Source organism: Streptomyces sp. NRRL S-118 (assembly GCF_000716335.1).
Classification (GTDB): domain Bacteria; phylum Actinomycetota; class Actinomycetes; order Streptomycetales; family Streptomycetaceae; genus Streptomyces.
The window spans coordinates 248,266-260,232 of the sequence record NZ_KL591004.1 but is presented as its reverse complement, the minus strand read 5'-3'; the positions used below and the strand labels follow the sequence as shown (position 1 = coordinate 260,232).

General features: G+C 70.5%; 9 protein-coding genes and 1 tRNA gene. 7 read left to right on the top strand and 3 right to left on the bottom strand.

Going from position 1 to position 11,967, the window contains the following annotated elements; translation table 11 throughout:
* Positions 1 to 193: 193 nt before the first annotated feature.
* A complete protein-coding gene (locus IH00_RS0110510; RefSeq protein WP_078887675.1) occupies positions 194 to 1,747 on the bottom strand; it encodes a DUF2252 domain-containing protein in 1,554 nt (517 codons plus the stop codon).
* A gap of 192 nt (positions 1,748 to 1,939) precedes the next feature.
* Here IH00_RS0110510 and IH00_RS0110505 point away from each other — a divergent pair, with 192 nt between their 5' ends.
* Positions 1,940 to 2,389 carry a MarR family winged helix-turn-helix transcriptional regulator gene (locus tag IH00_RS0110505; protein WP_031071998.1) on the top strand — a complete coding sequence of 150 codons (450 nt, stop codon included), beginning with the start codon at positions 1,940 to 1,942 and terminating at the stop codon, positions 2,387 to 2,389.
* A 159-nt stretch (positions 2,390 to 2,548) separates the two neighbouring features.
* Here the strand turns inward: IH00_RS0110505 and IH00_RS0110500 are convergent.
* A tRNA-Leu gene (locus IH00_RS0110500) sits at positions 2,549 to 2,632 on the bottom strand.
* Positions 2,633 to 3,322: 690 nt separating this feature from the next.
* Here IH00_RS0110500 and IH00_RS0110495 point away from each other — a divergent pair.
* The 6 genes from IH00_RS0110495 (at position 3,323) to pknB (ending at position 11,375) form a co-directional block, all read left to right on the top strand.
* Positions 3,323 to 4,138 carry an FhaA domain-containing protein gene (locus IH00_RS0110495; RefSeq protein WP_031071995.1) on the top strand — a complete coding sequence of 272 codons (816 nt, stop codon included), beginning with the start codon at positions 3,323 to 3,325 and terminating at the stop codon, positions 4,136 to 4,138.
* A 10-nt stretch (positions 4,139 to 4,148) separates the two neighbouring features.
* Positions 4,149 to 4,667 (top strand): FHA domain-containing protein FhaB/FipA, encoded by a 519-nt coding sequence (locus IH00_RS0110490; RefSeq protein WP_031071993.1) that lies wholly within the window; start codon positions 4,149 to 4,151, stop codon positions 4,665 to 4,667.
* Positions 4,668 to 4,805: 138 nt separating this feature from the next.
* Entirely contained in the window at positions 4,806 to 6,296 is a 1,491-nt protein-coding gene (locus IH00_RS0110485; protein ID WP_031071992.1) for a Stp1/IreP family PP2C-type Ser/Thr phosphatase, read from the top strand.
* A 27-nt stretch (positions 6,297 to 6,323) separates the two neighbouring features.
* Positions 6,324 to 7,754 carry an FtsW/RodA/SpoVE family cell cycle protein gene (locus tag IH00_RS0110480; protein WP_031071991.1) on the top strand — a complete coding sequence of 477 codons (1,431 nt, stop codon included), beginning with the start codon at positions 6,324 to 6,326 and terminating at the stop codon, positions 7,752 to 7,754.
* Complete coding sequence (locus tag IH00_RS0110475) at positions 7,751 to 9,211, top strand: peptidoglycan D,D-transpeptidase FtsI family protein (protein WP_031071990.1); 1,461 nt, start codon at positions 7,751 to 7,753, stop codon at positions 9,209 to 9,211. Before IH00_RS0110480 ends, IH00_RS0110475 begins: the two co-directional genes overlap by 4 nt.
* Before the next feature lie 145 nt (positions 9,212 to 9,356).
* Positions 9,357 to 11,375, top strand: coding sequence for a Stk1 family PASTA domain-containing Ser/Thr kinase (gene pknB, locus IH00_RS0110470; RefSeq protein WP_031071989.1), 2,019 nt, complete (start codon positions 9,357 to 9,359; stop codon positions 11,373 to 11,375).
* 156 nt (positions 11,376 to 11,531) lie between these two features.
* Here the strand turns inward: pknB and IH00_RS39490 are convergent.
* Positions 11,532 to 11,967, bottom strand: a 436-nt coding sequence (locus IH00_RS39490; protein WP_031071988.1) for a class E sortase, incomplete at its 5' end; no start/stop codon positions are given.

The window sequence follows — 11,967 nt, the reverse complement described above, 5'->3', positions numbered from 1 at the left end:
CTCACCGGCCTCGGCACCGCCGGGCCCACCGGCCTGCTCGTCGCCGGGGGCACCGCCGGCCTGGGCGATGGTCTCGCCGGCTGCGGCCTCGCCGGTGGTCTGGTCGGTGCCGTGCCCGGTGCTCTGCTCGCCGGTCAGGTCGTCGCTCGGGGTCGTCACCCGACCAGCGTACGGGCGGAAGCGGCCCAGCCGGTCACACCCCCGTTTCGGCGGCTATCCGCCCGCTCCCGACCGCGGCGACCAGATCGGCGTGGTCCGCCTCCGTACGGTCCGCGTACGCCACGGCGAACCGCGCCATCGCCTCGTCCAGCTCGTCGCCCTTGCCGCAGTACCCCGCGATCAGCCGCGGATCGGCGCTGTGCGCGTGCGCCCGGGCCAGCAGGGCCCCGGTCATCCGCCCGTAGTCGTCGAGCTGGTCGGCCGAGAGCGCCGCGGGGTCCACGCTGCCCTTCCGGTTGCGGAACTGGCGCACCTGGTAGGGCCTGCCGTCGACGGTCGTCCAGCCCAGCAGGTTGTCGCTGACGACCTGCATGCGCTTCTGCCCGAGGACCACGCGCCGCCCCTCGTGCTCCACGCCCGGCGCCCCGAACCCCACCCGGGTGAGGTGGGGCAGCAGCGCCGACGGCCTGGCCTCCTTCACCTGCAGCACCAGCGGCTCGCCACGGTGGTCGAGCAGCAGCACCACGTACGAACGGGTCCCCACGCTCCCGGTGCCGACCACCCGGAACGCCACGTCGTGGATCGCGTACCGCGCGAGCAGCGGCAGCCGGTCCTCCGGAAGCGTGCGCAGGTACGCCCCCAGCGACGTGGCGACCGCCGCCGCCTCCGCGTCCGGCACCCGGCTCAGCACGGGCGGCGCGTCCACGAAACGACGGCTGCCGTCCTCGCACACCTCCGTCGACTTGGCGGCGAAGCGAGCACTGGTGTTGGCCCTCGCCTTCTCCGCCACCCGCTCCAGGGTGCCCAGCAGGTCCCGCGCGTCCGTGTGCGAGACGAGCTCCTCATCGGCGATGGCGTTCCACGCGTCCAGCACCGGCAGCCTGGCGAGCAGGCGCATGGTCCGCCGGTAGGCCCCGACCGCGTCGTACGCGGCCGCCCGGCACACGTCCTCGTCGGCGCCCGCCACCCGCCCGGCCAGGATCAGCGACGTCGCCAGCCGCTTGACGTCCCACTCCCAGGGGCCGACCACTGTCTCGTCGAAGTCGTTCAGGTCGATGACGAGACGGCCGCGCGCATCGCCGTAGAGACCGAAGTTCGCCGCGTGCGCGTCCCCGCATATCTGCGCACCGATCCCGGTGACCGGCGTACCGGCCAGGTCATGGGCCATGAGGCCGGCGGCCCCGCGCAGGAAGGCGAAAGGTGTCGCGGCCATCCGGCCCACGCGTATCGGCGTCAGCGAAGGCACCCGGCCGCGGCTGGACTCCTCCACCGCGAGGACCGCGTCCGGCCGCCCGTCGGACAGGACCAGCGCACCGTGCGCGCTCCTCGGCACCCGGTCGCGCAGCGCCTTGCCACGCGCCTTGAGGGACTGAGCCGCCGCACCCGCCGCACCGGGCGCCCGCTGAGCGAACCCCGGCACCCTCGGAATCCGCCCGCCGCCGGTACCGGCGCCACCGGCACCGCCCCCAGCATCACCGGCATCCACCACGGGATCCACCCGGGCAGCCAGGACGGGATCCACCACGGCGTCCGCCCCGGCGCCGACACCCGCCCCCGCGGACACCGCCACCGCCTCGTCCTCGTACATGAAGCCCCCCGTCCGCAACCGCCCCGCTGGCAACTGCCAAGAAGGTACCGCCGCCCCCGCACGAGCGTCTTCCCCTGTGGACGACGCACTGTGGATAACTCGCGCACCTCGCGGTACTCGCCCTGCGGACCCAGTCCACCACCGGACACCCGATGCCCACAGCCGCAGGAATCGCACGAGGAAGGCGAACCGATGCCCGGGGCGCGCGACGAGGCCGTCGAGATCATCCAGCGAGAGCTCACCGCGTTCGCCCGCCGGGCCCGAGCGGCGGCCGCCCGGCTCCACCCCGAGCTGCCCCTCGTCTCGTACACGCTTCTCGCGCACATCGACCATCGCCAGGGCTGCCGCGCCACCGACCTCGCGGCCCACTACATGCTCGACAAGTCGACGGTCAGCCGTCAGATCGCGGTCCTCGAGAAGCTGGGCCTGGTCGAGCGCCGCCTGGACGTCAGCGATCACCGCGTCCACGTCCTGCATCCCACCGAGGCGGGCAGCCGGCTGCTCTCTTCCACGCACGCCAGCCGCCGAGCCGCCTATCAGGCGCGCCTCGCCGACTGGACCACCGAGGACCTCGACCGCTTCGCCGCGTACCTGCTGCGCTACAACGCCGGCCACGACGGCCCCGGGCACACGCACCGCTGAGGCACCGAGCCGGAACGCGCACAGACCGAGAGACACACCCCGCTCCGAGAGACACACCCCACGCCGAGGAACGCACTCCGGCGAACGAACGACGACGGACGCACAACGAGGAACGGGCCCCCGTCAGAACTTTCGTCCTGACGGAGACCCGTTCTCCTGTGCGCGAGGGGGGAGTTGAACCCCCACGCCCTTGCGGGCACTGGAACCTGAATCCAGCGCGTCTGCCTATTCCGCCACCCGCGCATTGGGTGTTGCCGCTGTCCTCCCCGGCTTTTCGGCCGGAGCGCCTGGCGACATCAGAAGATTAGCACGTCGCCGAGGGGGGATTCACATCCCTTGTTTCGAGGCCCCGGACCGCGAACAGAGAGAGGGTGAGGAACGCGGCGAAGCCCCGCAGGGCAAGGGACGGAGGACAGCCCCGGCATGACCACAGCGCAGCCAGGGTCCGCTCCGGCCACACTCCCGGGACGGCTCCGGCACCACCGCACCGGCCACAGCGCCGCACCCGAAGCCGCAGCCGAAGCCGGCACCCCCACCGCAGCCCCGTCCCACCCGCACCCGCACCGGCCACCGCGCTGTCCGGGCACCCCGACCGCCCCGTCCAGGCACCCCGTCCACACCAGCCCCGGCACCGGCCCCGCGCCCCGTCCGCGCCGGGCCCCCGCACCCGATTTCCGCCGGGCCGCACCGCGGAGCACCCGCCCCGCGCCCCGACGGGCCGGAAGTCGAGGGGGAACACGGCGAACCGGACCCGGCCGTACCCACTCCTCCACGGTGCACCCCGCATACGGGACACTGTCAGGAGGCCACCTCTACGATCCTGTGAGAGGTGACACTCGTCCACAGGCCAGAGAAGGGGAACCAGCCGATTTCCCGACGCGTGGATACGATCAGTAAGCAGTACCAGGACGGCAACGACGGAGGAGGTGCCCCATGGGAGTCCTGAAGCGGTTCGAGCAGCGACTCGAAGGCCTGGTCAACGGCACCTTCGCCAAGGTCTTCAAGTCCGAGGTGCAGCCCGTCGAGATCGCGGGCGCCCTCCAGCGCGAGTGCGACAACAACGCGACGATCTGGAACCGCGAGCGGACGGTCGTCCCCAACGACTTCATCGTCGAGCTGAGCGCCCCGGACTACGAACGCCTCAGCCCGTACTCGGGCCAGCTCGGCGACGAGCTGTCCGGCCTGGTCCGCGACTACGCCAAGCAGCAGCGGTACACCTTCATGGGACCGATCAAGGTCCACCTGGAGAAGGCCGACGACCTCGACACCGGGCTGTACCGGGTGCGCAGCCGCACCCTCGCGTCGAGTACGTCACAGTCGGCCGAGCCGTCGCAGGGCGCCCGCCCCGGCGGTTACGGGTACCCCCCGGCCGGCGCTCCTCCCATGCCGGCGGCGCCGCCGCCCGGCATGAACCGTCCGCCCGCCGCCGGCCGTCCGCCGGCCGTCCCGGGACCCATGCCCGGCGCCCAGGTGCGCCGCTGGATCGAGATCAACGGCACCCGCCACCAGATCTCCCGCCCGACGCTCGTGCTGGGCCGCAGCACCGACGCCGACGTGCGGATCGACGACCCCGGCGTATCGCGCCGACACTGCGAGATCCGGACCGGAACGCCCTCGACGATCCAGGATCTCGGGTCCACCAACGGCATCGTGGTGGACGGGCAGCACACCACCCGCGCTACGCTCCGCGACGGCTCGCGGATCGTCGTGGGCAGCACCACCATCGTTTACCGGCAAGCCGAAGGGTGAAGCGGGGGCAATGTCAGAGCTGACCCTCACGGTCATGCGGTTGGGTTTCCTCGCCGTACTGTGGCTGTTCGTCATCGTGGCCGTCCAGGTCATCCGTAGCGACCTGTTCGGAACGCGCGTCACGCAGCGCGGTTCGCGCCGCGACGCCGCACGGCCGCAGCAGGCGGCACGGCAGGCCTCGGCCCCGCCGCAGCAGCGCCAGCAGCAGCAGCAGTCCGGCCGTCAGCGGCGGGGCGCGCCGACCAAGCTGGTCGTGTCCGAGGGCAGCCTGACCGGCACCACGGTCGCGCTCCAGGGCCAGACCATCACGCTGGGCCGTGCGCACGACTCCACGATCGTGCTGGACGACGACTACGCGTCCAGCAGGCATGCCAGGATCTACCCGGACCGTGACGGCCAGTGGATCGTCGAGGATCTCGGGTCCACCAACGGCACGTATCTCGACCGGACCCGACTCACCACCCCGACACCGATTCCGCTGGGCGCGCCGATCCGCATCGGCAAGACCGTCATCGAGCTGCGGAAGTAGTACGACAATGAGCGAGCGGAGCGAGCGAGCCGCAGCGGTGGCGCCCACAGGCGAACTGCACCGGCTCCCGACCGGAGGGTGGGCAGTGTGGCTCGAGACCGGCTGTACCCCGAGGCAGAGTCGACCGGGCAGGTGCGCATGAGCCTTTCACTGCGCTTCGCCGCCGGATCGCACAAGGGCATGATCCGCGAGGGCAACGAGGACTCGGGTTACGCCGGCCCCCGCCTGCTCGCGATCGCCGACGGCATGGGCGGCCAGGCCGCCGGCGAGGTCGCCTCCTCCGAGGTGATCTCCACGCTCGTCACCCTCGACGACGACGTGCCCGGCTCCGACATCCTCACCTCGCTCGGCACGGCGGTCCAGCGCGCGAACGAGCAGCTGCGGATGATGGTCGAGGAGGACCCCCAGCTGGAAGGCATGGGGACCACCCTGACGGCACTGCTGTGGACCGGGCAGCGCCTCGGCCTGGTCCACGTCGGCGACTCCCGCGCGTACCTGCTGCGCGACGGCGTCCTCACCCAGATCACCCAGGACCACACCTGGGTGCAGCGGCTGGTCGACGAGGGCCGCATCACCGAGGAAGAAGCCACCACCCACCCGCAGCGCGCCCTGCTCATGCGCGCGCTCGGCAGCGGGGACCACGTCGAGCCGGACCTGTCCATCCGTGAGGTGCGGGCCGGGGACCGGTACCTGATCTGCTCCGACGGCCTGTCGGGCGTCGTCTCCCACCAGACGATGGAGGAGGCCCTCGCCAGCTACCAGGGCCCCCAGGAGACCGTCCAGGAGCTGATCCAGCTCGCGCTGCGCGGCGGCGGCCCGGACAACATCACCGTGATCGTCGCCGACGTCCTGGACGTCGACGGCGGCGACACCCTCGCCGGGCAGCTCAGCGACACGCCGGTCATCGTCGGCGCGGTCGCCGAGAACCAGACGCAGCTCAACGACGGCGGCGCCATGGAGACCCCGGCCGGCCGCGCGTCCGGTCTCGGCCGCCCGGCGCCGCAGCAGCCCCAGGGGGGCTTCGGCCCTCCCGGCAGCGGCGGTGACCTGGGCTACGGCGGCATGCCGCCCGAGGGCTCCTTCGGGGCGTACTCCGAGGACGACTTCACCAAGCCCCGCAAGGGCGGCTCCTGGCTGAAGCGGTCGTTCTACATCGTGCTCGCGCTGGCCGTGGTCGGCGGCGGGCTGTACGGCGGGTACCGCTGGACGCAGACGCAGTACTACGTCGGGGCCAACGACGAGCACGTCGCGCTGTACCGCGGCATCAGCCAGGACCTGGCCTGGGTCTCCCTCTCGAAGGTCGAGAAGGACCACCCCGAGATCGAACTCAAGTACCTCCCCGACTACCAGCGCAAGCAGGTCGAGGACACCATCACCGGTGGCAGCCTCGCGAAGGCGCAGAACAAGATCGAGGAGCTCGCCGTCCAGGCCTCCGCCTGCAAGAAGCAGGAGGAACGCCGGAAGGCGACCGACCAGGCGCCCGCGGCACCGCCCGGTGAGGGCGAGGCCGGCGGCACGACCGGACTCCCGACCGCACCCACGCCCACCGCCACCGCAGCCACTCCTTCCCCGGGCCCCAGCCTCTCGGAGGAGGAGCAGAAGCTGGCCTCGAACTGCGGCAAGCAGTAAGGACCCGTAGGGGGGCCTTTCACCACCATGAGCGTTGTCACCAACACGACCACCATCGGCGCGATCGACCTGCCGAGCCGCCGCAACACCGAGCTGGCGCTGCTCGGCTTCGCCGTCGCCATCCCGGTGTTCGCGTACCTGAACGTGGGCCTGGCCCTGGACGGCGAGATCCCGGCCGGCATGCTCGGGTACGGCGTCGGGCTCGCTCTGCTCGCGGGCATCGCGCACCTGCTGGTGCGGAAGTTCGCCAAGTACGCCGACCCGCTGCTGCTCCCCCTGGCGACACTGCTCAACGGCCTGGGCCTGGTGCTGATCTGGCGGCTGGACCAGTCGCCACGCATCATCGCGCGGTACGACACCTTCACGCCGGACGCGCCCAAGCAGCTGATGTACTCGGCGATCGGCGTCGCGCTGTTCCTGCTGGTGCTGATGTTCCTGAAGGACCACCGCGTCCTGCAGCGCTACACGTACATCTCCATGGTGGTGGCGATCATCCTGCTGCTGCTGCCGCTCGTCCCGGGCCTCGGCGCGGACGTCTTCGGTGCCAAGATCTGGATCCGGATCGGCCCGTTCTCCATCCAGCCCGGTGAGTTCGCCAAGATCGTGATCGCGGTGTTCTTCTCCGGCTACCTGATGGTGAAGCGCGACGCGCTCGCCCTCGCCAGCCGCCGCTTCATGGGGCTCTACCTGCCGCGCGGCCGGGACCTCGGCCCGATCCTCACCATCTGGGCCGTCAGCCTGCTGATCCTGGTCTTCGAGAACGACCTCGGCACCTCGCTGCTGTTCTTCGGCATGTTCGTGATCATGCTGTACGTGGCGACCGAGCGGACCAGCTGGATCATCATGGGTCTGCTGATGGCGGTGGGCGGCGCGGTCGTCGTCGGCTCGACCGCCACCCACGTCAAGTCCCGCGTGGCCGCCTGGCTCGACCCCTTCGGGTGCCTGAAGACGGCCCCCGAGGGCTCCAACATGGCCCAGGCCTGTGACCAGATGACCCAGGTGCTGATGTCGTTCGGGTCCGGCGGCACCCTCGGCACCGGGCTCGGGCAGGGCAACTCCGACCTGATCGGCTTCGCCGCCAACTCCGACTTCATCTTCGCGACCGTCGGCGAGGAGCTGGGCCTGGCCGGCGTCATGGCGTTCCTCCTGATGTACGCCCTGATCGTCGAGCGCGGCATGCGCACCGCCCTCGCCGCCCGCGACCCGTTCGGCAAGCTGCTCGCGACCGGCCTGTCCGGCGCGTTCGGCCTGCAGATCTTCGTCGTCGCCGGCGGCGTCATGGGCCTGATCCCGCTGACCGGTATGACCATGCCGTTCCTCGCGTACGGCGGTTCCTCCGTGATCGCGAACTGGGCCCTCATCGCCATCCTGCTGCGGATCAGCGACACCGCGCGCCGTCCCGCGCCGGCCCCCGCCCCGTCCCCCGATGCCGAGATGACCCAGGTGGTCCGACCGTGAACAAGCCCCTGCGCCATATCGCGATCTTCTGCGGCCTGCTGGTGCTCGCCCTGCTCATCCGCGACAACTGGATCCAGTACGTCCGGGCCGGCGAGCTGAGCACGCACGAGCGGAACAAGCGGGTCACCATCGAGCGGTACGCCAACCCGCGCGGCAACATCATCGTCGACGGCAAGCCGATCACCGGCTCCGTCGACTCGAAGGACCCCTTCTACCGGTACAAGCGCACCTACATCGACGGCCCCATGTGGGCGCCGGTCACCGGGTACGCGTCGCAGGCGTACGACGCCAACCAGATCGAGAAGCTCGAGGACGGCATCCTCACCGGCAACGACGACCGGCTCTTCTTCGACCGCACCCTGTCGATGTTCACCGGCGACAAGAAGAAGGGCGGCAACGTGATCACCACCCTGAACGGCGCCGCCCAGCGGGCCGCCTTCGAGGGCCTGGGGAAGAAGAAGGGCGCCGTCGCCGCCATCGACCCGCAGACGGGCAGGATCCTCGCGCTCGCCTCGACCCCGTCGTACGACCCCTCCTCCTTCGCCGGGTACAGCGGCAAGGACGAGAAGGCCTGGGTCGCGCTGGAGAACGACAAGAACAAGCCGAAGCTGAACCGTGCGCTGCGCGAGGTCTACCCCCCCGGCTCCACCTTCAAGGTGCTGACGGCCGCGGCGGCGCTGGAGACCGGCAAGGTCACCGACATCGACGCGCCGACGGACACGCCGGAGCCGTACATCCTCCCGCACACCACCACGCCGATGAAGAACCACGCCCAGGGGTGCGAGAACGCCAGCCTGAACCGGGCCATGGAGGTCTCCTGCAACTCGGTCTTCGCCAAGCTCGGTGACCAGGTGGGCCGGGACGAGATGGTGAAGATGGCGGAGAAGTTCGGCTTCAACAACGGGGAGATCGACACCCCCGTCCGCGCCGCGAAGTCCGTGTACGACAAGCAGATGGACCGCCCGGGCAACGCGCTCTCCTCGATCGGCCAGTTCAACACCGCGGCAACCCCGCTCCAGATGGCCATGGTCGCCGCGGCGATCGCCAACGACGGCAAGCTGATGAAGCCGTACATGATCGACCACGTCACCGCGCCCAACCTCGACGTTCTGGAGAAGAACGAGCCCGAGGAGATGAGCCGGCCGATGTCGGCGGAGACCGCGCAGCTGGTCCAGCGGATGATGGAGAACGTCGTCAAGAACGGCACCGGCGGCAAGGCCGCCATCGACGGCGTCACCGTCGGTGGCAAGACCGGTACGGCCCAGCACGGCGAGAAGAACAAGGCCCGCCCCTACGCGTGGTTCATCTCATACGCGAAGACGGACAGCGGCTCCCCGGTCGCCGTAGCGGTTATCGTCGAGGACTCCGACGCCACCCGTGACGACATCAGCGGTGGCGGTCTGGCCGGACCCATCGCGCGCGATGTCATGAAGGCGGTCGTGGACAGCAGGAAGTGACGGCTGTGGCTGTGTACCGGTCGCGTATCAGGTGGCGGTCGCGGTCTGATCGGCTCCCCGTGGCCGGTAGCGTATGCGCGAACAGCACACCGCCGGACCACACAGAGGGGTGCGGTCGGGACTGACGGAGAGGGCTGGAACAGTTATGGAAGAGCCGCGTCGCCTCGGCGGCCGGTACGAGCTGGGCTCGGTGCTCGGCCGCGGTGGCATGGCGGAGGTCTACCTCGCCCACGACACCCGGCTCGGCCGCACCGTCGCCGTGAAGACGCTGCGGGCCGACCTCGCCCGTGACCCGTCCTTCCAGGCCCGGTTCCGCCGTGAGGCCCAGTCGGCCGCCTCGCTCAACCACCCGGCGATCGTCGCTGTCTACGACACCGGCGAGGACTACGTCGACAACATCTCCATCCCGTACATCGTGATGGAGTACGTCGACGGCTCCACCCTGCGTGAGCTGCTGCACTCGGGCCGCAAGCTGCTGCCCGAGCGCACGCTGGAGATGACGGTCGGCATCCTCCAGGCCCTGGAGTACTCGCACCGCGCCGGCATCGTCCACCGCGACATCAAGCCGGCCAACGTCATGCTGACCCGTACCGGCCAGGTCAAGGTCATGGACTTCGGCATCGCCCGCGCCATGGGCGACGCCGGGATGACCATGACGCAGACCGCGGCCGTGATCGGCACCGCCCAGTACCTCTCCCCGGAGCAGGCCAAGGGCGAGCAGGTCGACGCCCGGTCGGACCTGTACTCCACCGGCTGCCTGCTGTACGAGCTGCTCACCGTCCGCCCGCCGTTCGTGGGCGACTCCCCGGTCGCGGTCGCGTACCAGCACGTCCGCGAGGAGCCGCAGCCGCCCAGCAACTTCGACCCCGAGATCACGCCCGAGATGGACGCGATCGTCCTGAAGGCGCTGGTCAAGGACCCGGACTACCGCTACCAGTCGGCCGACGAGATGCGCGCCGACATCGAGGCGTGCCTGGACGGGCAGCCGGTCGCCGCGACCGCCGCGATGGGCGCGGCCGGGTACGGCGGCGGCTACGGCGGCCCCGACGACCAGCCCACGACGGCCCTGCGCCAGACCGACCCGGCCGGCCAGACGTCGATGATGCCGCCCCTGAGCCCGGACGACGGCGGTTACGGCTACGACGACCGCCCGGACCGCCGCCGCCAGAAGAAGTCGAACACCTCGACGATCCTGCTGATCCTGGCGGGCATCCTGGTGCTGGTCGGCGCGATCCTGATCGGCCGCGCGGTCTTCGACAACACTGGCGAGAACACGAGCAAGCTCCCGGTGCCCAACCTGGTCGGCAAGCCCCTGTCGGAAGCGCAGGGCATGGCGACGAACGCCGGGGTCCAGCTGTCGCAGGCCGGGGTGGAGCGCTGCGAGCAGCCCAAGGGCGCCATCTGCCGTCAGTCGCCCGAGGCCACCGAGGGCGCCAAGATGAACGAGGGCGAGACCGTCCAGGTCTGGGTCTCGGAGGGCGCGCCGAAGATCGAGGTCCCCGACGTCACCGAGAAGTCCGAGGAGAACGCCAAGCAGGCGCTCGACGAGAAGGGCTTCAAGGTCGAGGTCAAGTACGAGGAGTCCGAGCAGGACCCGGGCGAGGTCATCCGGCAGGACCCGCAGGGCGGCACGCAGGCCGAGAAGAACTCCGAGGTCACCATCACGGTGTCCAAGCAGGCCGAGCGCAACGTGCCGCCGGTCACGGGCCAGCAGTTCGACGCCGCCAAGGCCCAGCTGGAGACGCTCGGCTTCACGGTCAAGCGGGAGGACGTCGACTCCGACCAGCCCGCCAACACCGTCGTCGGGCAGAATCCGGAGGGCAACGCCCAGGCGCCCAAGGGCAGCGAGATCACGCTGAAGGTCTCCAAGGGCCCGCAGCAGCAGGTCCAGGTCCCGGGGCTGTTCGGGCAGACGCTCGGACAGGCGAAGCAGTCCCTCGCCCAGGCCGGTCTCCAGCTCGGCAACGTCAACGGCCCGAACGACGACAACGCGCGTGTGGTGGCCCAGGACCCGCAGCCGAACACCCCGGCGCAGCCCAACCAGGCGGTCAACGTGCAGACCATCGCCGGCAACGGGAACGGGAACAACGGCGACAACGACGGGGACAACGACGGCGGCGGCTTCTTCGGAGGCCCCTCCGGCGTGGTCTTCCGCCAGGACTGACCCCCGCGCGCAGAGCACGGGTCAGGAAGCCCGGGACACGAAGCACGGAGCCCCGGCACCCTCCACAGGGTGCCGGGGCTCTTTCGGCTTCGGTGACCGGTCGCCGGTCGGAGATCCGCGATCAGCGGTGAGCGGTGAGCGGTGAGCGGTCGGTGATCAGCGCAGCTCGGCCGGGGGCGTGCGGTCCTGGTCGACCTTCTCCGTCCGCTCCAGCTCGCCCCACACGATGTAGCGATAGTCCGAGGTGTAGACCGGGGTGCACGTCGTCAGCGTGATGAAGCGGCCCGGCTTGGTCCTGCCGGACTCCTTGGGGACCGGGTCGAGGACGCGGACGTTGTACTTCGACGTCTCCGGGAGGGTCTTGTAGACCTTGTAGACGTACCAGGTGTCCTTGGTCTCGAAGACGATCGCGTCGCCGTTCTTCAGCTTGTGGATGTTGTGGAACTTCGCGCCGTGTCCGTCGCGGTGCGCGGCCAGCGTGAAGTTGCCCTGCTTGTCCGCCGGGAGCGCGGACTTGATCGGGTCCGTGTAGTAGCCGGCGACGCCGTTGTTCAGGGTCTTGGGGTCGGTGCCCTGCTTGACCAGCACCTCG